The sequence below is a fragment of the Kitasatospora sp. NBC_00374 genome, assembly GCF_041434935.1.
In the GTDB taxonomy this organism is placed as follows: Bacteria; Actinomycetota; Actinomycetes; order Streptomycetales; family Streptomycetaceae; genus Kitasatospora.
Genome location: NZ_CP107964.1, coordinates 8,076,635 through 8,098,841 on the forward strand (window position 1 = coordinate 8,076,635; position 22,207 = coordinate 8,098,841).

General features: G+C 74.1%; 20 protein-coding genes and 1 pseudogene. 12 read left to right on the forward strand and 9 right to left on the reverse strand.

Annotation, left to right across the window (positions count from 1 at the left end):
* Positions 1-65: 65 nt before the first annotated feature.
* A complete protein-coding gene (locus tag OG871_RS35245) occupies positions 66-1,865 on the reverse strand; it encodes a ricin-type beta-trefoil lectin domain protein (RefSeq protein ID WP_371502394.1) in 1,800 nt (599 codons plus the stop codon).
* 200 nt (positions 1,866-2,065) lie between these two features.
* Here OG871_RS35245 and OG871_RS35250 point away from each other — a divergent pair, with 200 nt between their 5' ends.
* Positions 2,066-2,890 carry a hypothetical protein gene (locus OG871_RS35250; RefSeq protein ID WP_371502396.1) on the forward strand — a complete coding sequence of 275 codons (825 nt, stop codon included), beginning with the start codon at positions 2,066-2,068 and terminating at the stop codon, positions 2,888-2,890.
* Positions 2,887-4,185 carry a nucleotidyl transferase AbiEii/AbiGii toxin family protein gene (locus tag OG871_RS35255; RefSeq protein ID WP_371502397.1) on the forward strand — a complete coding sequence of 433 codons (1,299 nt, stop codon included), beginning with the start codon at positions 2,887-2,889 and terminating at the stop codon, positions 4,183-4,185. The genes OG871_RS35250 and OG871_RS35255 overlap by 4 nt, the downstream gene beginning before the upstream one ends.
* Positions 4,186-4,234: 49 nt before the next feature.
* On the opposite strand, the gene OG871_RS35260 is transcribed toward OG871_RS35255, so the two are convergent.
* Together OG871_RS35260 and OG871_RS35265 are read right to left on the reverse strand one after the other, a co-directional pair.
* Positions 4,235-5,353, reverse strand: a complete 1,119-nt coding sequence (locus tag OG871_RS35260) for an ADP-ribosylglycohydrolase family protein (protein WP_371502398.1) — start codon at positions 5,351-5,353, stop codon at positions 4,235-4,237.
* 185 nt (positions 5,354-5,538) lie between these two features.
* Positions 5,539-5,952: a hypothetical protein gene (locus OG871_RS35265; protein ID WP_371502399.1), complete on the reverse strand. Its 414-nt coding sequence runs from the start codon at positions 5,950-5,952 to the stop codon at positions 5,539-5,541.
* Between the two features lie 268 nt (positions 5,953-6,220).
* Between OG871_RS35265 and OG871_RS35270 the strand changes: the two genes are divergently transcribed.
* Positions 6,221-6,718: a peptidylprolyl isomerase gene (locus tag OG871_RS35270; RefSeq protein ID WP_371502400.1), complete on the forward strand. Its 498-nt coding sequence runs from the start codon at positions 6,221-6,223 to the stop codon at positions 6,716-6,718.
* 114 nt (positions 6,719-6,832) lie between these two features.
* Here the strand turns inward: OG871_RS35270 and OG871_RS35275 are convergent, their stop codons facing one another.
* The gene (locus OG871_RS35275) at positions 6,833-7,528 is read right to left on the reverse strand and encodes an SDR family oxidoreductase (RefSeq protein ID WP_371502401.1); all 696 of its coding nucleotides are present in this window, start codon (positions 7,526-7,528) and stop codon (positions 6,833-6,835) included.
* 261 nt (positions 7,529-7,789) lie between these two features.
* Here OG871_RS35275 and OG871_RS35280 point away from each other — a divergent pair, with 261 nt between their 5' ends.
* Both OG871_RS35280 and hpnD read left to right on the forward strand, forming a co-directional pair.
* Positions 7,790-7,993, forward strand: coding sequence for a cold-shock protein (locus OG871_RS35280; RefSeq protein ID WP_371502402.1), 204 nt, complete (start codon positions 7,790-7,792; stop codon positions 7,991-7,993).
* Positions 7,994-8,356: 363 nt separating this feature from the next.
* A pseudogene (gene hpnD, locus OG871_RS35285) lies at positions 8,357-9,213 on the forward strand (presqualene diphosphate synthase HpnD).
* Positions 9,214-9,250: 37 nt separating this feature from the next.
* On the opposite strand, the gene OG871_RS35290 reads toward hpnD, so the two are convergent.
* Positions 9,251-9,751 carry a cupin domain-containing protein gene (locus OG871_RS35290; protein ID WP_371502403.1) on the reverse strand — a complete coding sequence of 167 codons (501 nt, stop codon included), beginning with the start codon at positions 9,749-9,751 and terminating at the stop codon, positions 9,251-9,253.
* Between the two features lie 290 nt (positions 9,752-10,041).
* Between OG871_RS35290 and OG871_RS35295 the strand changes: the two genes are divergently transcribed.
* From OG871_RS35295 to OG871_RS35305, 3 genes are all read left to right on the forward strand, one after another.
* Positions 10,042-10,389, forward strand: coding sequence for a hypothetical protein (locus tag OG871_RS35295; RefSeq protein ID WP_371502404.1), 348 nt, complete (start codon positions 10,042-10,044; stop codon positions 10,387-10,389).
* Between the two features lie 112 nt (positions 10,390-10,501).
* The gene (locus tag OG871_RS35300; protein ID WP_371502406.1) at positions 10,502-10,762 is read left to right on the forward strand and encodes a hypothetical protein; all 261 of its coding nucleotides are present in this window, start codon (positions 10,502-10,504) and stop codon (positions 10,760-10,762) included.
* 347 nt (positions 10,763-11,109) lie between these two features.
* Positions 11,110-12,477 carry a hypothetical protein gene (locus OG871_RS35305; protein ID WP_371502408.1) on the forward strand — a complete coding sequence of 456 codons (1,368 nt, stop codon included), beginning with the start codon at positions 11,110-11,112 and terminating at the stop codon, positions 12,475-12,477.
* A gap of 81 nt (positions 12,478-12,558) precedes the next feature.
* Here the strand turns inward: OG871_RS35305 and OG871_RS35310 are convergent, their stop codons facing one another.
* Positions 12,559-13,473, reverse strand: coding sequence for a ketopantoate reductase family protein (locus tag OG871_RS35310; protein ID WP_371502409.1), 915 nt, complete (start codon positions 13,471-13,473; stop codon positions 12,559-12,561).
* A 243-nt stretch (positions 13,474-13,716) separates the two neighbouring features.
* Here OG871_RS35310 and OG871_RS35315 point away from each other — a divergent pair, with 243 nt between their 5' ends.
* Both OG871_RS35315 and OG871_RS35320 read left to right on the forward strand, forming a co-directional pair.
* Positions 13,717-14,613: a LysR family transcriptional regulator gene (locus tag OG871_RS35315; protein WP_371502411.1), complete on the forward strand. Its 897-nt coding sequence runs from the start codon at positions 13,717-13,719 to the stop codon at positions 14,611-14,613.
* Between the two features lie 125 nt (positions 14,614-14,738).
* Complete coding sequence (locus tag OG871_RS35320; protein ID WP_371502412.1) at positions 14,739-16,130, forward strand: MFS transporter; 1,392 nt, start codon at positions 14,739-14,741, stop codon at positions 16,128-16,130.
* Between the two features lie 49 nt (positions 16,131-16,179).
* On the opposite strand, the gene OG871_RS35325 is transcribed toward OG871_RS35320, so the two are convergent.
* Both OG871_RS35325 and OG871_RS35330 read right to left on the reverse strand, forming a co-directional pair.
* Complete coding sequence (locus OG871_RS35325) at positions 16,180-17,091, reverse strand: ricin-type beta-trefoil lectin domain protein (protein WP_371502413.1); 912 nt, start codon at positions 17,089-17,091, stop codon at positions 16,180-16,182.
* 202 nt (positions 17,092-17,293) lie between these two features.
* Positions 17,294-18,145 carry a chitosanase gene (locus OG871_RS35330; protein ID WP_371502414.1) on the reverse strand — a complete coding sequence of 284 codons (852 nt, stop codon included), beginning with the start codon at positions 18,143-18,145 and terminating at the stop codon, positions 17,294-17,296.
* Positions 18,146-18,617: 472 nt separating this feature from the next.
* Here OG871_RS35330 and OG871_RS35335 point away from each other — a divergent pair, with 472 nt between their 5' ends.
* Entirely contained in the window at positions 18,618-20,441 is a 1,824-nt protein-coding gene (locus tag OG871_RS35335; protein ID WP_371502415.1) for a serine/threonine protein kinase, read from the forward strand.
* 7 nt (positions 20,442-20,448) lie between these two features.
* Here the strand turns inward: OG871_RS35335 and OG871_RS35340 are convergent, their stop codons facing one another.
* A complete protein-coding gene (locus OG871_RS35340) occupies positions 20,449-21,033 on the reverse strand; it encodes a YdeI family protein (RefSeq protein ID WP_371502416.1) in 585 nt (194 codons plus the stop codon).
* A 173-nt stretch (positions 21,034-21,206) separates the two neighbouring features.
* Here OG871_RS35340 and OG871_RS35345 point away from each other — a divergent pair, with 173 nt between their 5' ends.
* Positions 21,207-22,202, forward strand: a complete 996-nt coding sequence (locus OG871_RS35345) for an aldo/keto reductase (RefSeq protein WP_371502417.1) — start codon at positions 21,207-21,209, stop codon at positions 22,200-22,202.
* Positions 22,203-22,207 lie beyond the last annotated feature (5 nt).

Consider the following 22,207-nt stretch of genomic DNA (forward strand, 5'->3'; position numbering starts at 1 on the left):
CCCTGTCACCCCTGCCGCCCGCTGCCGCCGCTCCGGTGCGTCGGAGGGCGGCAGCGGGCGGACCGTCAGGGGGCCGGCGGGGTGGCGAAGGGCGCGCTCCAGGTCTGGTTGGGCTGATAGGTACCGCAGGGGTAGGTCGTGACGGCGGCACCCGTGTTGTCGAGGGCACCGCCGGCGATGTCGGCACACCGGCCGTCGGCCTTGAGCCGGCCGGCCCGGTCGTACGTCCAGAGCTGCTTCGGGTCGCCGCCGTTGCAGGTGGCGAGCTTCAGCCCGGTGCTCGCACCGGAGAGACACAGTCCGGGGTCGGCGAGCGAGGCGATCCGGCCGTCGCCCAGGCGCTGCCACTGCTGGTTGCCGTTGCCGGTGCAGGCGTACAGCCCGACGACGGCGCCGCCGGTGGCCCCGCCGTAGGCGTCGAGGCAGTGGGCGAAGCCCTGGAAGCCGGGCTGGGCGGCCTGGATCTGGCCGACCGGCAGGGCGGCGCCGCAGCTGCCGGGCTCGACGGTGTACATCGCGTTGTCGTGGCTGCCGATGGTGGCGGTGAGGGAGCCCTGCACCGGGCCGGTGGTGTGGGTCCACAGGTTCCTGGCGGTGCGGGTGCAGCCGAGGTTGCCGAAGCCGAGCCGGGCGAGGTCCAGCGTGTACGTGGTGGCCGTGGCGTTCTTGTTCAGGACGACCACCGCGCGGGCGCCGTCGGCCAGCGGCTTGACCACCACGTCGACGCCGGAGCCGTTGGCGGCGCCCTGCCGGGAGGCCAGGTACCCGCCGGCGGTGGTGTCCTGGTCGACCGCGATGATGTCGCTGTTCCTGAGGATGTCCAGCTGCGGCGCGTACGTGGCCGGGTCGGCCGCCATTCTGCGCACATCGGTGCTGATCATGAGCGGGGAGCCCATGGCCGACCACAGGGCGAACTGACTGCGCTGCTCGGCGAGGGTGAGCTGGTTGTTGTCGCCGATCAGCAGCATGTCGGCGTCGTTGTGGTTGCCGGGGCCGTTGTAGCGGGCCAGGGCGACGGTGTCGGCGAAGTTCTGCAGGACACCGCCCTCGTAGTAGTCGCCGCCGTGCGGCCAGTCCCACGCCGAGGTGGTCGTGCCGTGCCAGACGGCGATGTCGGGGCTGACCCGCCACATCTGGCCGAGCCCGCGGACCCAGTCCATCGCCTGGTACTTGGTGCTGCTCGACGGCGCGGCGCCGGCGGGCGCGGACTCGTTGAAGAGGATCTTGCGCGAGTTGCTCGCGGTGGCCGTGTTGAGCGCGTTCGCCGTGGAGGTGAACTCCTGCTGCCGGTTGGTCCAGGTGGTGCCGCAGTTGTCCAGCTTGAGCGAGTCGGCGCCCCAGTAGGCGAGGGAGTTGGCGTCGGCCTGCTCGTGGCCCATGACACCGCCGGGCACGCCCTGACAGGTGTTCACACCGGACGTGCTGTAGAGGCCGACCTCCATGCCCTGGGCGTGGACGTAGCCGGCGTAGTCGGTGAGCTCCCAGTCGAAGCCCGGCTGGCTGCTTCCGCTCCAGCTCGCCGCGCCGTGGAGGTAGCCGGCGGCGGTGCGCTGCATCCAGCAGTCGTCCACGGTGAGGTTGGTGTAACCGGCCGCGACCAGCCCGGTGTCCTTCATGGCCTTGGCCTGGTCCTGCATGAACTGCTGGAAGGAGTAGCCGGTCCTGGTGCCGTCGAGGCGGGCCTGGGGGCTGCAGGTGAAGCGGGCCCAGTTGTTGAAACCCATCATCGGCTTCGCGCCGATCGGGGAGTTGGTGTTCGCCGCGACGGTGTCCGCCGAGGCTTCGGCGGCGGTGGTGGCCGCCAGTCCGGCGGCGGCGAGGACGGCCGCCGATCCGAGTCCGACCAGCCGCTGGTGCCATCTCATGGGGATGCTCCGAACATGGAGGATGGTGAACGAATATGCTCGAAGAGTCAGATGTTCGAGCAATTTTGAGCAAACCGTGGCAGTCATCGCGAGGGGAGTCAAGAGCTGCGGCGGCGGAAACGGCCTCGGGCGCCGACTCGGTCCGACGGCCCCGAACGCCCCCGGATCCCGTTGTCGGTACCGGCTGGCATAGTGCTCACATGCTCGCCACCCGTGCTGACCTGGGCCGCCGCACAGTCGACCCGCACACCGCCGAGGCGTACGCCGCCGCGTCGCGTACTGCCGACCCGCACGCCACCGAGGCGCGTACCGCCGACCCCGCGCCGACCGCCGGCCGTTCGGCGGGTCTGTCGCTGCTCGGCGACTTCGAGGTCCACCTGACCGTCAACGCCGACGACGCCGACGCGCTCGCCGAGTGGGCGGCCGGCCAGGGCCTGAAGTTCACGCACATCCTGCTGGACCGCGGCACGGCCGCCGTCTCCCAGCCGATGCTGACGCTCCGCGGCTCCGGGTCCTACGGCGAGGTCGCCGCCTCCACCCGGCGCACCGCGCGGCGGATGGCGGGTGCCGGGTTCACCGTCCTGCGGGTGAAGATCGAGTCGGTCCCCTGGGCCGAGGGGGTCCCGCAGTCGGACGCCGACGCGGTGCGGCTGGGCCCGGAGCGCTACTTCGAACACCACGTCAAACTGCTGCTTGGCCCGTCGGAGCGGACCGACGGCCTCGCGGACCTGGCCGTCCGCCACGGCGCCCACCTGTCGCGCAACGCCCGCCGGGTGCGCCCCGACGGTCTGCGGGAGCGGTTCGTCACACAGCGCTGCCGCCTCGTCGGGCTGGCCGCGGCCGGCCGCCGGCTGGACGCCCTGCTCGCGGACCTGACCGCGGACGGCCGCCGGATCGCCTCGGTGGAACGGGAGTTCGTGGCCCTGGACAGCGACGAGACGCTCGACGCCGGATGGATCGACGAGGCCGACCGGGCGGACGAGACCGGCACCGCTCACCACGACAGGGAGGGAACCCCCCGATGACCAGCAACCAGGCCGACCAGGCCGACCAGGCGGACCACGCCGACGGCGGGGCCGCCGACTGGGACAGCCTCGACTACGGGCCCTGGGAGGAGGTGGTGCTGCCGCGCACGCCCCCGACCGAGGAGATCCGCGAGCGGCTCGACCTGCCGCGCAGCATCCGGCCGATCGACGACGACGCGGTCACCCAGCAGCCGGTCTTCGACCCGGCCCTGGCCGGCTACTCCCGGGCGCTGCGGCCCAGCGAGCCCGCCTTCGCGGACCCTGAGGTCGCCGAGCGCTGGCTCCGGGCCCGCCGGGAGGCGCTGAACACCGTGCTGTCCGCCGTCGCCGGGTCCGCCTGGGCCGACCACCTGGTGCTGCGCGGCAGCGTCCTGCTCCGCGCGTGGTACGGCGAGGCGGCCCGGGAGCCGGGCGACCTCGACTTCGTGGTGCGGCCCGAGGACTGGGAGCTGGAGGACGAGCGCACCGACCGGATGATCGGAGAGATCGCGGCGGGCGCGGAGCGGCTCTCCGGCCGGGTCCGGCTGCACGCCGACCGGGCCGCCGCCGACGAGATCTGGACCTACAGCCGGGTGCCGGGCCGCCGCCTGGTGCTGCCCTGGAGCGCCCCGGGCCTGCCCGGAGGCACCGTCCAGCTCGACTTCGTCTTCACCGAGCACCTCCCGGCCGAGCCCGCACCGGCCGAACTCCCGGGCGTCAGCGGTGCACTGACGGCGGCGACGCGTGAGCTGTCGCTGGCCTGGAAGGTCCTCTGGCTGGTGTCGGACAACCACCCGCAGGGCAAGGACCTCTACGACGCCGTCCTGCTCGCCGACTCCACCGAGGTGTCGTACGACCTGCTGCGGGAGGTGTTCCTGCTGGCCGACGAGAGCTGGGGCGGCTGGCCCGTGGTGCCCGGCCAGCTCGCCGAACTCGAGGTCGACTGGGACGAGTTCCGCAAGGACTACCCGTACCTGGCCGACTCCTGCGCCGAGCTCCCGGCCCGGCTGGCCGCCGCGCTCGCGCCGACCTTCGGCGGCCGGACCGAGTACACGCTGCGGGCGCACTGGCTCACGCCGCTGATCGAGGAGCTGCGGGCGGTGCTCGCCGAGTCGGGGATGGACGAGGCCCAGCAGCGGCTCGCCCGGCGCTATCCGCAGGACGCCGACTGGCTGGTGGTCACGGCCGAGCTGCTGGACGGCGACCTGGAGCGGGCCCATGACGTGGTCGCCGGGCGGTTCGGCGAGTCGGAGTACCGGCTCCAGCGGGTCCGCCGGGCCGCCGACGGCCTCGCGGCGGCCCGCGCAGGAGGCTGAGCAGGCCGCGCTCCGCCCGTCGGGCCGGGCCATCGCACGGCCGGGCCGCTCAGTAGGACCAGGGCCGCCGCTCGCCGGGGTGCACCTCGGCGGCGAAGTCGTCGGCGAGTCGGGCGATGACGGCCCGGCCCTCGATGCCGGCGAGCCACTGCGGGGGCAGCAGGATGTCCCCGTAGTGGGCGCCCAGGAGGTTGCCGCAGATCGCTCCGGTGGAGTCGCTGTCCCCGGAGTGGTTGACGGCCAGCAGGAAGGCCGACTCGATCGGGGTACGCCTCGGCCAGTGGTCGGTGCGGGCCAGTGCCGCGTAGACGGCGATGGCCAGCGCCTCCTCCGCGACCCAGCCGGCGCCCAGGGACTCCACGGTCGCCGGATCCGCAGGGCCGGCCGCGGCGAGGTCGACCGCCCTGCGCAGCGCCGCGGTGGTCTCCTCGTGCCCGGGGTGGCCGGCGAGCAGCTCCAGGGCGCGGGCGACGGCGACGGGCAGCGAATCGCCCTCCACCAGGCGGCTGATCATGGCGGCGAAGGCCGCGGCCGCGTAGTAGCCGGTGGGGTGGCCGTGGGTGATCTGGGCGCAGCGGGCGGCAAGGTCGAAGGCGTGCCGGCCGTCCCCGCCGGTGAAGCCGAAGGGCGCCGACCGCATCACCGTGCCGCAGCCCTTGGAGTCGGGGTTGACCGGGCCGGGAGTGCCGTCGATCGGGCTGCGCGGGTCCGGGGTGTGGGCGTGCCGCAGACCCGACAGGCAGGCCCGGCCGGGGGCCCGGCGCGCGTACAGCCAGGGCTCCTCGCGCAGCCGGCCGGAGCGGTGCCGCAGGCCGTCGGCGGGCGGTGGTGCCGGGTGCTCCTGGGTGTCGAGCCAGCACAGGTAGGCGTCCATGACGAGGGCGGTCTCCGCGCCGCCGATGCCCTTCGCCATGGCCCTGGCGTAGCCGCGCAGCCGGCCTTCGGCGGTGAACAGGGTCAGCTGGGTGTCGTCGCTGATCCGGCCGACCACGCCGTCACGGTCCGGTACCGGGCCGGTGATGCCCTTCTCGCCGTACCGGGCCTCGATGGTGGTCATCGTGAGCCCTTCGACCGGAAAGCCGAGCGCGTCCCCGATCGCCCCGCCGAGCAGGCAGCCGCGCACCCGCGTGCGGTAGGCGGCCAGCTCGTCCCATCGCAGATCCCGCACCGTTGCGTCCCCCTCCTGAGATGATCATCCGTCACGCATGCTAGCCGTCCGGGCCCTCCCGGCCGCACGGACCGCCGGCCGGCGGGCCGCACGCGCGCGGTCGGGGCCGGTCCGCCCGGACCGGTCGGGCGCGCACCATTGCGTGACCGGCCGTCAGAAGCCTGGGTTCCTGATCCATGGACATGTCACGCAGGACGATCATCAAGGGAATGGCCGGCGGCCGTGGCCGGCGGGGTTGTCGCGCCGTCCGTCGCCGAGGCCGCCGCCGTGCCGGCCGGGAGTTCACGCTCGCCGAGCTGCGGACCTCGAACGCCTCCGGCGCGTACGCGGACCTGACGGCGGGGCTGGCAGCCCGGCTGTCCACCGTCCAGGTGGCCGATGTGCTCGCGAGCGCCGTGCACCCGACCTCCGCGCCGTCCGGCGTCGGGGCGTTCGCCGGCGAAGTCGCGGCGCCGCCCGGCGGTGGCCATCACCAGGGTGTTGGCGATCGCCAGGCCCCGGCCGACCACGACCACCGCCGGGTGCTGGCGGTCCTGGCGTACCTGCGGGGCCGACCGTCCGCCCGCACCGTCGAGCCGCTCGGCGCCGCCGCCGGTCACCTGCCGTGGCGATGTCGTCGCGGTCGGTTCGGGGATCGCACGCGCCCCTTCGCCCCGCCGGCCGGCGGCCGCACCGCAGGTCGCGCGCGCCGACACCGCCGCGCCGCGTGGAACGGGGCGCCGAGGCGTACGCGGCGCTGTCGGGCGGGCATCGACGTGGAAGGACCGTGCTCGGCGTCTCCTGAGCGGCGACCCCGCCGGGCGCCGGACCCGGGATGTCGGGCGGCCGGTGCACAGCGGGCCGTCCGGGGCGTGGAAGGATGATGGCATGAGTAATGACGTGTTTTTCGACATCACCATCGACGGCGCTCCGGCCGGTCGGATCGTCTTCACCCTGTTCGACGACGTAGTGCCCAAGACCGCCCAGAACTTCCGCGAGCTCGCGACCGGCCAGCACGGCTTCGGCTACGAGGGCTCCAGCTTCCACCGGGTGATCCCGGACTTCATGCTGCAGGGAGGTGACTTCACCCGCGGTGACGGCACCGGCGGCAAGAGCATCTACGGCCAGAAGTTCGCCGACGAGAACTTCAACCTTAAGCACACCAAGCCGGGCCAGCTCTCGATGGCCAACGCGGGCCGCAACACCAACGGTTCCCAGTTCTTCATCACCACGATCGTCACCAGCTGGCTCGACGGCAAGCACGTCGTCTTCGGCGAGGTCGTCGAGGGCATGGACCTCGTGAAGAAGATCGAGAGCCTGGGCTCGCCCAGCGGCGCCCCCAGCGCCAAGATCACCATCGCGAAGTCCGGCGTCGTCGAGGCCTGATCCCCGCACGCACGGCAGCCGCCGGCCGATGCGGCGCCGCTGTGCCGAGCTCTGCTCGGGCACGGTCGGCCCGCCTCGGCCGGCGGCCGGGCGTCCTGCCCGCCCCAGGGCGGTTCACCAGTCGAGCGGGCGCCCGTGGCGGAAGAAACCGCCGGTCGGACCGCCGTCCGGCAGGGTCGCGGCCCAGAGCACACTGGCCGCCCCCTCCTCGACGGGCCCGCCGCCCGGGCCCCCCATGTCGGTGGCCACCCAGCCCGGGCACACCGAGTTCACCAGCACACCGTCCGCGCGCAGCTCGGCGGCGAGCTTGCGGGTGAGCGCGTTCAGAGCCGCCTTGGAGACGCCGTAGGCGGGCGTGCCCGCGCCCATCTCCGTCAGCGATCCCGACCCGCTCGACACATTGACGATCCGGCCGTGCGCCGAGCGCCGCAGCAGCGGCACGAACGCCTCGGCGGCCCGCCAGGCGCCGATCAGATTGGTCTCCAGCGTGCGGCGCACGCTCTCCAGGTCCACGTCCACGGCCCGGTCGCCGGTGTCGTAGTTGATCGCCGCATTGTTGACCAGCACGTCCAGGCGCCCGTACCGCGACTCCACGACCCGCGCGAGCGCGTCCACCTCCTCCTGCGAGGTGACGTCGAGCCGATGCGGACGGACGGTACCGGCCAGCCCCGCGGCGGCCCGCTCGGCGTCCTCGGGCCGGCGGGCGCACAGCAGCACGGTGTGCCCGAGCGCGGCGAGCTGACGCGCGGTCTCCCGCCCGATACCGCGGTTGGCGCCGGTCACCAGTGAGATCGGTGCGTCGGTGTCCATGGCCCGCTCCTCACGCCTGGGGGTGCCCCGAACGCTACCCCTCCATGGGCATCCGCCCGTACCGGCACCGGCGCGGAGGCCGTGCAGCCGCGCCGAGGGGCCGGTGGTGATCCGCAATCCACGGGAGCTGTCGGTAGTGTGGTGGCTACGCAGCGAAGGCTCCGGGGCTTCGCCCGACGCGGTGTCGGCCCGGGCCGGGCGATCACCTGCGGAGGGCTCGCACGGTGTGGGGCCTGGCACGACTTCGGAGAAGAGAGACCTGTGGCTACTGGAACTGTGAAGTGGTTCAACGCGGAGAAGGGCTTCGGCTTCATCGAGCAGGACGGTGGCGGTCCGGACGTCTTCGCCCACTACTCGAACATCGCCTCCTCGGGCTTCCGTGAGCTGATCGAGGGCCAGAAGGTGTCCTTCGAGGTCACCCAGGGCCAGAAGGGCCTGCAGGCGGAGAACATCGTCCCGGCCTGAGGCTCCGACACCCGGGCCGAGCCCGGCGCAGCCGCGCGCGAACCCCGCGCCCGGCTGCGCCGGGCTCGGTGCTCTGCGCCGGCCTCACGTGCGGACGGGCACCCGGGCGTGGACGCGAGCGCAGCTCCTGCCGACATCGCCGCGCCTGGGAGGCGGGCCGGGGGAAGGTGGGGGAGCGACCGTCGCACGGCGGCGCTCACGGCGCGTGCTCACCCGGAAGCCGGCCGGACCCGCGCCGCCCGCAGCGAGGACGGCGGACCGCCTCGCGGAGGGAAGGTGAACGCCCCAGTGGCGACATCGGCAGCGGAATCGACCCAGGCCCAGGCCCAGGCCCCGGCCCAGGCGCCGCCGACGGCGCAGGCCATGGCGGCGTACCGGTACTGCGAGGCGGTGACGTCCCTTCAGGCCCGAAACTTCAGCTACGGCATCCGGCTGCTGCCGGAGCCCCAACGGCTGGCCATGTCCGCGCTCTACGCCCTGGCCCGCCGGATCGACGACATCGGGGACGGCGACCTGCTGGCCGACCGCAAGGTCGAGCAGCTGCTGCGCACCCGTGAGCTGGTGGCCGAGGTCCGGTCCGGGGCGGTCGCCGAGGAGGACACCGACCCGATCAAGGTCGCCCTCGCCGACACCGCCCGGCGCTTCCCGATCCCGCTCGGCGGTTTCGACGAGCTGATCGACGGGGTCGAGATGGACCTCAAGGACGTCGAGTACCGGACGTACGAGGAGCTCACGGTCTACTGCCGCTGCGTGGCCGGCTCGATCGGTCGGCTCTCGCTCGGCGTGTACGGCTGCGCGGACGGTGAGCGGGGCGCGGCTACGCCGACACGCTCGGGCGGGCGCTGCAGCTCACCAACATCCTGCGCGACCTGCGCGAGGACGCCCTGAACGGGCGGACCTATCTGCCCACCGAGGACCTGGTCCGGTTCGGCTGTGAGCAGGGCTTCGCCACGCCCGACCTGCCGCCGGGCGCGGACTTCGCGGGGCTGATCGCGTACGAGGTCGAGCGTGCCCGGGAGGCGTTCGAGGAGGGCCTGCGCCTGCTGCCGATGCTCGACCGCCGCAGCCGGGCCTGTACCGCCGCGATGGCGGGTATCTACCACCGCCTGCTCGGGCGGATCGCGGCCCGACCGGAGGCGGTCCTGCACGGCCGTCTCGCCCTGCCGGGCTGGGAGAAGGGGTACGTCGCGCTCTCCGGGCTGGTCGGCGGGCGTCCCTGACGGTCGGTCGGCTCGGGGCCCGGTGCCCGGACCGCCCTCAGGCGGTGGTGGCCGCTTCGAGGGCGGCGCGCCACACCGGGCTGTCCACGTAGTGGTTGTCGTAGCGCTCCGAGGAGTCCTTGATCTCCTGGGGGTCGGCCTCGCCGCGCATGACGCGGCCGAGCAGGCGCAGGTAGTCGAACCGGGGCATCCCGGGAGTGAAGACGAACAGGACGTCGGCCTCGGCGCCGGGGGCCGCCGCGAAGGCGTGGGGGGTGTGCGGGGGAACGAGCAGGAAGTCGCCCTCGTGCAGGGTCGTGACCTCGTCGCCGACGAGGACCTGCAGGGAGCCGGAGATGACGAAGAAGAGCTCCGAGGCGCGGGTGTGGAAGTGGGCGGGGGCGCCCACGGCTCCGGCGGCGAAGTGCGAACGGTAGCTGGTCAGAGGGCTGCCGTCGGTGCCGCAGTCGGCGAGCAGGGTCATGACGCTGCTCGGGTCGCTGGTGGTCTCGGCGGTGGCGGCGCGGGTCAGAACCGGCGTGGGCGCGGCGGTGTGCATGTCGAACTCCCCTGTGCTGAACTGCTGTCGGGGCTTCCCCGACCTCGTGATGACTACTCTAGACAGTCGGGAGACCCATCACACAGTGCATTTCCGGGCCGATCCGATGGGTCAATTCCGGCTGCGGGTCAGGGCCGGCGCAGGGTCTCGCCGACGCCGGGCCGCGTCCGTGGCGGCGGCCATGCAGAGGCCGGCCCGTTCGCCGGACCCGACTCGCCGGGGATAGCCCTGAAGTGGGAAACCGGGCCGGACGCCGTTTCCGACCCGCGTCGAAGCCGGTTGAACCGGGGGTGACAGAGCCCGCGCATCCCGGTCGACTGCCCGCCGCCCGCACCGACTGGGCCCTGGTGCACCCGCTGCTGGCCGCGCTGACCCGGGCGGGTATCCCGGTCGGCCCGGGTGACCTGGACCAACTCCAGAACGCCGCCGCCCTGGGGCCGGAGTTCGTCCATGCGCTCGCCCGGTGGATCCACGAGGCCCACACCGCCGCGCCGCCGTCCGCGAACTGGGCGGCCGTCGCACGGACGCCGGTCCCCGGCGCGGCCAAGGCCCCCCAGCCGGGCCACCGGGAGAGCCCGCCGGCCCTCGCGTCCCCCCGTCCGGCCCGTCAGGACTGCCGGCAGCGTCAGGCGTCCTGACCGGAGGGCCGGCGCCCTGACACCCCGACAGTCCGCCCAGTCCCGAGACCCCCGCACAGCCCCACAGTCGCCAACGACGGACCGGCGCAGCCGTTCCCGGAGGGATGATCCGATGACCACCGTCCACCAGCCCCCTCGCGGTATCGCCGCGCGTGTCCCCGCGCAGGACACCGCCACCGCCGGGCAGCGGGCCGCCGCGCAGATGCTCGCCCTGCGCAACGTGACCCTTCCCGCCGCGGTGATCTCCGCGGCGGCCGAACTCCTGGACGACAGGCTCGGCGAGCAGGCGGACGCCGTCACCCGGGAGGCCACCGCGGCGGTCCTCAGCCGCCTTCGCGCCGCGATCGGCCAGGAGCACCCGGTGCCGCGGTGAGCGTGCGGGGCCGAGACGGCTCAGGTGCGCGGCCGAAGCGGGATCGGCGCCCGCCCGAGCGTATCCGGGCTCCCGGCGGCGGGTCGGCGCCGGCGCCGACCCGCCGCGGTCGATGCCGCAGGGGGCGTGGGGGGCGTGGGGGCGCTCGATGTGCGATGTGAGTGCGCCCTGGCGCGGGCCGGGCGCCGGGTGTCGGCTCGCGCCGAGAGTCTTACGTGCACATACCTTGCTTGTCGGTGGGACCTTCGCCGGCCGCGGGTGCCGACAGCGGCCGACCGGCCGGCACCCGGCCCTGTGGAGGTTCCGCTCTGCTGATCTCATTCGACCGACAAGGGAAGGCGGCAGCAATGGCGCTGCGCAGTGAAGCCAGAGTCGATGTCAGTCTGGAGGCGTGGACCGATCCGGAGGGAGCCGCGGCCCCGGCCGGCGGTGCGCCCGATCCACTCGCGCCGGGAGTGCTGTTCGCGCCCGCCCTGCGGGCCGACACCACCCGGAAGGTCAACAAGCCCAACGTGGTGTGGCAGCTCACCGGCGCCTGGGCCCACGAGGGGAAGACGGCCACCGGCACCGCCGCCGTCTACTACGGCCTCGAACCCGACGGCACCCCGCACGAGGGCCTGGTGAACCCCATGGTCTTCGCGGACGGGTTCAACTTCGGCGAGAGCAACCTCGACGACCTCTACGCCCACCTCAACGCACCCTACGGCGCCGAGGGCAGGCGGCTGCTCGGTCAGCTCCAGGCCGCGGGCGTGGACATCGTCCTGCTGGGCTTCAAGGAGCGCCACACCTACATCCAGGCCAACGCCGGCGTCGCGGTCAGTGCCATCCGCAAGGCCATCGCCGACCGGCAGCCCGGCGGCGCCCCCCTGATCGTGGGCGGCGTCAGCATGGGCGGGCTGATCACCCGTTACGCGCTGGCCCGGATGGAGAACGAGGGCGAGGAGCACGAGACCGGCACCTATCTCTCCTACGACTCCCCGCACAACGGTGCCTGGATCCCGGTCGCCCTGCAGCAGCTGGCCTACTTCTTCGAGTCGGTGCCGGACCCGTCCGGCAACCCGAAGCAGGCCGAACTGATCAGGAGCCCCGCCGCCCAGCAGCTCCTGTGGGCGTGGGTGGAGAACGCCAGGGACTCGGGAGCCGTCGCCACCTGGAGCAAGCTGCGCCGCGACTTCCTCCAGGACCTCAAGGACGTGGGATGGTTCCCGTCCAAGCCGGGCATGCGCCGGATCGGCGTCGCCAACGGCACCGGTGACACCATCGGCGGCCCGGTGCAGCCCGACGAGGAGGTCTTCGACTGGACCCGCCCGGGGCTCGCCCGCGCGGTGCTCCGCACCCAGCCGGCCTTCGGGCAGATGCAGGAGGTCGTCCGGATGTCGGCGGTCCTCCTGGGCTACCGCACCAGCCGAACCAGTGAGATCCCCCCGCTGGACGGCGCGCCCGGCGGCACCCTGGCCTCGTACGGGATGCTCGCCGACGCGCTCGGCGCCACGATCGACGAGCGGCACCGCTCGGGGTGCTTCGTGCCCTCGGTCAGTGCCGTCGCCCTCAAGTACGACCCCGTCACCTGGGACGTCGACCTCAAGACCGACCTGAACAACCTCCCGGCCGGCCGGAGCGACCTCGACGCGTTCTGCTGCGACACCACCAACTCCGAGCACAGCCTGGTGACCGAGACCCTGGCCGAGTGGATCCTGGCCGCGCTCACCGACTGACCCCGCAGCGCCCGCTCCGGGCCGGTCCCCGCCCCCGACCTGCGGGCGGGGGCGGGGACCGGCCCGGAGCCGTGCCTGCCGTCAGCGGGCCGCCAGTTCGGTCACCACGCGGCGGGCGACCGGCACCGGGACACCGTGCCGCTCGGCCGCCCGCAGCAACGCCCCGCCGATCGCGTCGAGTTCCAGCGGCCGGCCGGCCTCCGCGTCGCGCAGCATGGACGACTTGCCCCCGGCCGGGAACGCGTCGTACCGCGCCAGGGTCCGTGCCGGGTCGCCGGGTACACCGCAGGCGCGGCTCACGGCCGCGGCCTCCGCCACGAGCGCCACCAGCTCCTCGCGCCGCGCGGTGCGCAGTTCGCCGATGGTGAGGCCGTAGCAGGTGGTGAGCAGGGCGAACGGCGCGAGGAACGCCAGCTTGGCCCACAGCGCGGCGGTCTCGTCCTCGATCACACGGGTGGCCACGCCCGCGTCCGTCAACATCGCGGCCAGCGGGCCGAGGCGTTCGGGAGCGCCGGCCAGGTCGATCTCCGTGAACGGGCTGCCGTGCTCGATGACGCCGGGCGCCGTCCGGGCCGACTCCACCCTGATCACCCCCGGCACGACCGACCGCCGCCCGTAGCGCCCGCGCAGCGCGTCCGCGTGCTCGACCCCGTTGAGCAGCGGCACCACCAGGCCCTCACCGAGGACGCCCGGCGGTATCCGCTCCAGCGCCGCGTCGAGAGCGGTGTGCTTGACGGCCAGCAGGCACAGCTCGACCGGCTCGCGCAGCGCGGTGTCCGCCTCGACCGCCACCCGGAAATCGCCGAACTGCACGCTGCGCAGCCGGATTCCGTCCTGGCGCAGGGCCTGCACGGTCGCCTCGCCGGCCACGCAGATCACCCGGTGTCCGGCGCGCGAGAGCAGGGCGGCGAGCAGGCCGCCGACGCCGCCCGGACCGAGGACCGCCACGGTCCGGCGGTCCGACGGGGGCCTGGGGGAGGGGAGAGGGGAGGGCATGGTGCGGCGGGTCCTTCCGTGCGGGGCCGCCCGGGAGCGGCCGAGGCGGGGCATCCGAATGCGGCCGGGTGGAACGCTGTCGGCGGGTCGACACCCGTCCCGTGCCCCCGCCTGTGGTCCGGACCGGTGCGGGGGAGCGGGACGGGTTGCCGCCCTGGGCCCTGTGGCGATCCTCGACGACGGGCTGACTCCCAGTCAATCCTCTGGTTTCCTCGCCTTGACCCAAGGGATAGCTTGGATCCCATGACACTTGAAGACCTCCGCGTGTTCGTCGCCGTGTGCCAGAGCGGCAGTCTGAGCGCCGTCGCGCGCGAACTCTCCTGCACGCAGTCCGCGGTGAGCCAGCACGTGAAGCGGCTGGAGCGGGCGACGGGCACCCGGCTCCTGGAGCGGCACCCGCGCGGCGTCGTCCCCACGCCGGCGGGACACGTCCTGCGGGCGGCGGCGGCGGACGGTCTCGCCGGCCTCGACCTGGCCATGCGGCGCATCGACGAGATCGTGCGCGGCGAGGTCGGCTCGGTGCGGGTGACGACGGGCGCGACCACCGTGCGGCACTTCATGTCCGAGGCCGTCGTCGCCTTCCGGCGGCGCTACCCCCGGGTGAGCCTGGAGTTCCAGACCGAGAGCTCCAGCCGCAGGTGCTTCGCCGCCCTCGCGGCCAACACCATCGACCTCGCCTGGCTGACCCTGGGCGCCCCCGTCCGGGGCATCGAACAGCGCCCCGTCGTCGAGCTGCCCTGGGTGCTGGCCGTCCGGGCCGAGGACCCGCTCGCCGACCGCCCGCAGGTCGAGGCCGCCGACCTCGCGGACGTCCGCCACATCCGACTGCCGGAGAACTCCTCCGCCCGGGCCCACCTCGACGCGGCCTTCGCCGACCTGGGTGTGCGGATCAGCTCCGAACCCAGCGTCGCCGACTGGGACACCGCGATCCTTCTCACCGAACTCGGCCTCGGCCACGCCGTCGTCCCCGCGCTGCCCGAGCACGACGTCCACGGACGGACCGGCCCGGTGCGTTTCATCCCCATCCCCGACCTCCCCCGGCTGCCGGTGGGCTGGGCCGTACGGCGGTGGGACGCCCTCACCCCCCTCGCGCGCACCTTCGCCGAGACGGTCAGCCTGAGCTGCGCACCCCGGCTGTGAGGTCCCGCCCGGGCGCGGGCGCGCAAGCAGGTCTGTCGATGTCGAGAATCTTGACATCAAGAGTGTTCGGGGGGCAGGCTGCCTCTCGATCTCTTGATGTCGAGATAAATCCGAGGGGACGGGCGATGCGGCGCGGCGGCACGGACAGCGGGGAGAACCCGGCGGGCGGGCAGGGCCTGATCGCGCAGCTGCGCCGGCCACCCGGCGGCCGGGATGCGCGGATCATGCTGCTCGCGCTGGCCGTGGACCGGGTCGGCTCGGGGCTGTGGGCCGCGTCCTCGGTCCTGTACTTCACCTTCGTGACGCACCTGAGCGCCCAGCAGATCGGTGTGCTGCTCGGCGTGGCCGGGGTCGCGGGGATCGTCGGCTCGCCGCTGGCCGGACGGCTGGCCGGCCGGGCCCCGGTGCGTCCGCTGCTGATCGGCTGCCACCTGCTCCGGCTGGCCACGCTCGGGCTGCTGCTGGTGTTCACCGGCTTCGACGCGCTGCTCCCCGTCGTCGCCGCCACGTACCTGGGGGACCGGGCGGCGAAGACCCTGGAGATGCTGTTCGCCACGCAGGTCGCGGGTGACCGGCGGGTGACCTATCAGGCGCTGTCGCGCAGCGCGGCCAACGCGGGATACGGCGTCGGCGCCGGGATCGCGGCCGTCGGCCTGGCGGTCGGGACGGGCGACGCCTACCGGGTCCTGATCCTGGGCGACGCGCTGTCCTTCGCGGTCGCGGCCGCGCTGGTGTGGCGCACCCGGGAGCCGCGCGAACCGAGGGAGGCACGGGCGGCGCGGCAGGCGCGCGAGCCGCGCGACCCCGGTGCCGATCCGGTGCGGCCGGCCCGCACCGCGAGCCCCTGGCGGGACCGCCGCTATCTGCTGTTCGTGCTGCTGGACATCCCGATGAACATCGACGACTCGATCCTCGCCGTCGGCCTGCCGCTGTGGCTGGTGAACCGCACCTCGGCGCCGCACGCGCTCGTCCCGCTCTTCCTGGTCGTCAACACCGTGTTGGTGGTGGTGCTGCAACTGCGGGTGTCGGCCCGGGCGGAGGGCCCGAGGCGGGCCACCCGGGCCGTGCTCTGGTACGGCGTCCTGGTCTTCACGACCTGCGTGGGCCTGGCGGTCGCCGCCCGGGGCGGCACGTGGCTGGCGACGGCCGTCCTGCTCACCGCGGCGCTGTTGATCACCCTGGCGGAGCTGATGCGCTCGGTGAGCTCGTGGGAACTGGCGGTGCTGCTGGCGCCCGGGGACGCCCGTGCCTCGTATCTGGGGGTGGCCGGGATGGCGCAGTCCGTCCAGAAGTCCGCCGGCCCGCCGCTGCTGACCGGTGTGGTGATGGCGGCCGGGCCGGTGGGCTGGGTGGTACTCGGGGCGGCGGTCGCGGGGCTCGCGGCCGTGCAGCGCAGTGCCTGTGCACGGCGGCTTCAGGCACTCCCGGCGCCCGAACCGGCCCACCGCGGCGGAGCCGGCGCATCGGCGGCCGTCGGGGACGGTGGCCCGGGCGCGGACGCGGTGCCGGTCGGCTGAGGCGCCCCCCGGGGTGTTCCGTAGCCGCGCCGCGGCCCGGGGAGGGCGCTCACCGTATGGTCCACCGCTGGGTCGGCTGCTGGGTACAGGGCCGCAGCAGGACCGGGGTGCCGTTGCCGGTCCGCCCCTGGAACGCGTCCAGGCACAGGCCGGACCTGACACCGACCACGGCCCCGTTCGGCCCCGCCGCCCACGTCTGGTCGGCGTCACCGACGCAGGGCCGCAGGTGCACGACGGCCGAGGGCCGCCCGGAGGTGTTGCGGGGGACCAGACAGGCGTCGTCCGCGTCTCGGAGCTCCCCGGCCGCGGTGAGGGTCCACTGCTGGGTGCGGTCGCCGTCGCAGTCCCTGATCTCCACGTCGGTGAGGTTTCTGACGGTCAGACAGCGGCCGGAGGAGGCTCCCCGCACGGTGACGGAGGAAGGGGTGGTGGCGGACGGCGGGGGTGGGGCCGTCGGCGTCGGCGTCGCTCTCGCCGTCGCCGTGGAGGTCGGCTCTGCGGGGCTCGGCGGCGCGGGCCGGGCGGACGGCGTGGCGGCGGGTGCCGCCGCCACCGGGGGCCGCGTGGCGGCGGCTGCGGGTGCGCTGCGGGAGCCGTGTGCGGTGACCACGGCCAGGACGCACACCGCCACCGTGGCGGCCAGCATCCCCGCGCCCGCCACTGCGGCGACCTGGGGGGCCGGCAGGCCGGGACGGCCCTCGGCCGAAGCGGGCCGGCTCCCCCCGGCCTCGCCTCCGAGGTACTCGGGCTCCTCCGGGCTCGCCCGGTCGAAGATCCGCAGACGGGCGGAGTCCGCCGGCCCACCGTCACCGCCCACCGGCGGGAGGTCGCCCGGAAACGCCGGGAGGACTGCCGTCGGCGCGGGTTCCCAGGCGGCCGGGCCGTCCGCGTCCAGGCCGCAGGGGCACGTGTCGGCCCGCCGGATCCGGTGGCACGCCTCGCAACGGGATTGGGTCCACATGCCGTCACTCCTTCTCCGGCCCCGGCCCGGGGCCCCGACCTCGGCCGTGCGGCCGGAACCTCCGACGCCGTCTCCCGCCGCGGGGTGGCCGCATGCCTCAGGAGACCCAGCGGCGCGGTGCGGATAACGGCAAACGGCGCCCTGTCCGTCGCGGGCACCCCGTCCGGTCCCACGACCAGCGGGCCGGGCGGGGGCCGGTCGGTCAGCTGTTGATGCTGTACGGGTCGCCGTAGACCTTCCACTTGAGCGGCGGGTTGAGGTCGAAGTTCCTGGCGTTGAGGAAGACCAGCTGCTCGGTGTCGACCCTGCTGGTGTCGGCGTGCGCCTCCTCCTTCTTCATGACCACCTTGCGGGCGTCCGTGAAGGCCTTGAGGTAGGCGCTCTCGTCGCCGCCCTGGGCCGGGGACTTGGCCTTCTCGAGCGCGGCCTTGCGGATGCCGCCGAAGCTGTCGGAGTCGGTGCCGGGGCCGTGCATGACGATGGCGTCGTAGTAGACGAACTGGCCGAGCGCACGCAGCCCGTCCGCCTTGGCCTGCTGGACGGCGGGGTTGAAGTAGAGACGGTCGCGCTCGTCGTTCTGGGCCTGCTGGAACACGGTGTCCTTGGCGGCGGTCGCCCAGTCCTTCTCGAAGGCGGAGCCGAGGCCGGAGTGCGACTCGGAGCCGTTGACCTTGCGCAGCGCGGGCAGGTACTTGGCGAGGATGTTGCCGGGCTCGAGGTCGGTGTAGTGCTCGACCACGTGGAGCATGTCGCCGGTGCCGGAGCAGAAGCCGATGATGCCGGCCGTGTAGCCGCGCCCGTCGCCGATGTCCTCGATGTACTTGTACTGGGCCTTCCAGTCCAGTGAGGAGTTCTCCGCGCTGGACACCAGCTGCATCGCGATGTCCTTCTTGTGGGCTTCGTCCAGACCCACGCCCGCCACCGAGACCACCGAGGTCTCACCGGCATGACCGAGCTGAGCCACGGCCAGCGTGGTGGGGAGGACGACGGCCAGAGCCGCCACCGCGACCCGGAGTGTGCGGGCCTTGGTGGATCGACCGTGCTGCGAACCCATGGAGGGACTCCGTTCCTGTCGGCGCCGGAGGGTCGGCGCTGTACCGGCGGCACCGCTGCCCGACCCCCGAACGGGTCGGGACCGCAGGGAAGTTAGGAAACCTTCCAAATCCGCCAGGGCCGAGATTCCCACCCGGATCCGCCGCGCACCACGGCATCCGCAAGGCAAGAGGGGCGCCTAAAGCCTGGTTAAGGCCCGGCTAAGACCGGCCGCCCGGCCCGGCGGCCCGCCTACCGAGGCGCCGCCCCACAACCGTCCTACCGCCGGACGCTGCCGCCGGCAACTGTGGGCTCCGGCGACCCCGGGAGGCACCGGTCGCCCCGGGGCTTCCCTGCGGGAACTCGCGAGCGAGGCGGCCCTGTTGGGTGCCCGTCGGCGGGATCCGCCGCGGCGGCGAGCGATGTGGGGTGCTCTGGCAGACTGTGCGGCTGACGGACCGTTCGGTTCGGGCATGACAAAGGGGGGCAGGGCAATGACGGGTCGGGGGACCGTGCTCGGGGGGCGCTACACGCTGACCGAGCGTATCGGCGGCGGGGGTATGGGCGCCGTCTGGCGGGCCGACGACGAGGTGCTGGCACGGCAGGTCGCGGTCAAGATCCTGCACCCGGCGCTGTTCGAGGACGGCACGTTCGCCACGCGCTTCCGGCGCGAGGCCCGGCTGCTCGCCGCCCTCAACCACCCCGGCATCGTGGACGTCCACGACTACGGCGAGAGCGGCGAGGGCACCGACGACAGGATCGCCTACATCGTCATGGAACTCGTCGACGGACAGCCTCTGCACGAGGCCCTCGCCGAGAGCGGTCCGATGCCGGCCGAACGCGCACTCGGCCTCCTCGCCGAGGCGCTGGACGCGCTGCACGCCGCACACCGGCGGGACATCGTGCACCGTGACATCAAGCCGTCGAACCTGATGCTCGGGGCGGACGGCCGGGTGACGGTGACCGACTTCGGAATCGCCCGCGCGCTGGCCAGCACGAAGATCACCGCCTCGCACTCGGTCCTCGGCACTGCCCTCTACATGGCACCCGAACAGGCCGAGGGCGCGGCCACCACCCCGGCCTGCGACCTGTACGCGATCGGCGTGGTCTGCTACGAACTGCTGACCGGCGAAACGCCGTTCACCGGTGAGAGCGTGCTCGAAGTCGCCCTCAAGCACATCAGGGAACCCGCGCCGGAACTCCCGGCCGAGTTCCCCGCCGCGGTGCGCGCCTTCGTCGCCGCCGCGCTGCAGAAGCGGCCGGCGGACCGCTTCCCCGACGCCGCCGCGATGGCCGCGGCGGCCCGCGCCGCGATCGGTGACGCACCGTCGCCGGCCCCGGCGGCTCCTGTTCCGGTGCCTCCCGTCCCCGTGGCGGACGAGGCCGAAAAGGCCGGGCCCGAAAAGGCCGGGCCCGGGAAGGCCGACGCCGGAAAGGCCGACGCCGGAAAGGCCGAGCCCACCGCCGCCGAGCGACCCCCGCGACGGACGTGGCGCGGTCTGCTCGTCCCGATCGTCATCCCGGTGGTCGTCACGGCGGGTGCGACCACCGTCCTGCTGGTCGACCGGGTGCCCTTCCGGTCCGAGGCTAACGCGCCCGGCCCGCAGCAGTCCGTCACGGCTCCCGCCGCCGCGGGCACCGGCACGCCGCCGCCGGCAACGGCGCCGGCCGTCGGGGCGCCGACCACGGCCACCGGCGCCGCCGCTCCCTCCGAGGCCGCCCCGGCGACGGGAGCCGGGAACCAGCCGGTGAACACCGTCCCGGACGCGGGCGCCGGCGCGGCCGGCGGGCAGGGCACCACGCCCCGTGGCGGCGCCACCACGCCCGCGCCCGGCCAGCCCGCTCCCGCACCGGCGCCCGGTACCAAGGCCGCGACCACCCCGGCGCCCGCCACCCCGGCGCAGACCCCCACCACGCCTCCGGGCTGCGGCGGCAGCAGCTGGGGTGCCATCGTCAACGTGGGCGACGGCCTCAGGCTCGGCCTGGCGAAGGACAGCCCGGCGCCGGGAAGTGCCGTGATCATGGGTGGGACGACCGCCTACGGCTGGGTGCACTCCGTCCCGAGCAGCTGGCACCACTTCAACCCGTGCAACCTGAGCGGCCCGGACCTCGTCCAGGAACCGGACGGAAAGGTGTCACTGTCCGGCGGCTTCAGCGTCCTGACGAACTGGACGGTGACCCCCGCGAGCACGCCCGGCGCCTACTACCTCAAGGACTACATGGGCCAGAACTGCCTCACCGACAACGGAGCCGGGAGGCAGCTCACCATGGTCACCTGCACGCCCGGCAACAACGCCCAGCAGTGGCGGATCCCGTAACCCGGTGCTACGCCGCGCCCGGCCCGTCGCCGTGCCCCAGCAGGCGGACGGCCTTCTCCAGACGGGCCTGCCGGGCCTCCGGGGTGAGCGCCTGGAGCAGCGGGAGGGCGACCAGGTAGCGGCCGGTCCGGTCGAGTGCCTCGAACGCCGCCCTGGCCGGAGGGTGCGCGTCGAGCGCGGCCGCGAGGTCGTCCGGTACCGTCGCCGTCCGCTGCGACTCGTAGGCGGCCGCCCACCGACCGTCCTCCCGGGCCCGGCGCACCTCGGCGAGCCCCGGCTCCCGCATCCGTCCGGCGGCCGTCAGCGTCGCGACCTTGTCCACGTTCACCTGCGACCACAGGCTCCCGGGCCGGCGCGGCACGTACTTCTGCAGGTAGTGCCGCTCGTCGAGGGACCGCCGCTGCCCGGAGATCCAGCCGTAGCACAGCCCGACGTCGACCAACTCGTCGGAGGTGACCGTCGGGATGCCGGAGCTCTTCCTGGCCATCCTGATCCACACACCTTCGTGGCGGGTGTGATGCTCCGCCAGCCAGCGCTCGAACGCGGGGGCGTCGGCGAACGCGAGGACCTCCACACCGTCGATCTCGTCCATGCCGATCAGGCTAGTGCTCCACGGGAGAAGCGGGCAGTGCCGGCCGCTGCGGCCCGGGACCGTCCCCGGCCCGTGCGTCACCCGGCCGGGTGCCCTCGGGCGGTGGATAGGGTGGCGGTGCCGGGGGAGGAGTACACGGATCCGCCGGCAGGAGCCACCGAAGGGACCACGCCATGCCGGCCGCAACCGCCGCCACCGACCCCGCAGACCCGTCGATCGGGCGGTTCGGTCTGGGCACCGCCGCCGTCGGACGGCCCGGCTACATCACGCTCGGCCGGGACCTCGACCTGCCCGCCGACCGGACGGTCGAGGCGCTGCGCCGGCGGACCCACGCCCTGCTCGACGCCGCGTACGCGGCCGGAGTGCGGTACTTCGACACCGCCCGCTCCTACGGCCGCGCCGAGGAGTTCCTCGCCGAGTGGCTGGCGGCCAGGCCCGACGCGGCCGCCGACTCCACGGTCGGCAGCAAGTGGGGCTACACCTACACCGCCGACTGGCAGACCTCGGGCGTGCCCGTGCACGAGGTCAAGGAGCACTCCGCGGCGGTGTTCGACCGTCAGATCAAGGAGACCAGGGCGCTGTTGGACCGCCGGCTCGACGTGTACCTGGTGCACTCGGTCACCCCGGACAGCCCGGCGCTGACCGACCCCGCGCTGCACCGGCGGCTGGCCGCCCTGGCCGGCGAGGGCGTCCGGGTGGGGCTGTCCACCAGTGGCCCCGCGCAGGCGGACGCGGTCCGTGCGGCGCTGGAGGTGACGGTGGACGGACGGCCGCTGTTCGCCGCCGTCCAGGCCACCTGGAACCTGCTGGAACCGTCCGCCGGGCCGGCGCTGGCCGAGGCGCACGCGGCGGGATGGCTGGTCGTCGTGAAGGAGGCCATGGCCAACGGCCGCCTCGCCGGGCGCAACGCCACCGGCCCCGACACCGCCGAGCTGCGCTCCTGCGCGGCCCGTACCGGGGCGTCCGGCGACGCTCTCGCGCTCGCGGCGGCCGCCGCGCAGCCGTGGGCGGACATCGTGCTCTGCGGCGCCGCGACCCCGGAACAGCTGGCCTCCAACCTCACCGCCGCCGGGCTGCGGCTCTCGCCCGAGGACCTGGCCGGGCTCGCCCCGCTCGCCGAACCGGCCGAGGCGTACTGGCGCACCCGCGCCGCGCTGCCCTGGGCGTGAGGGCG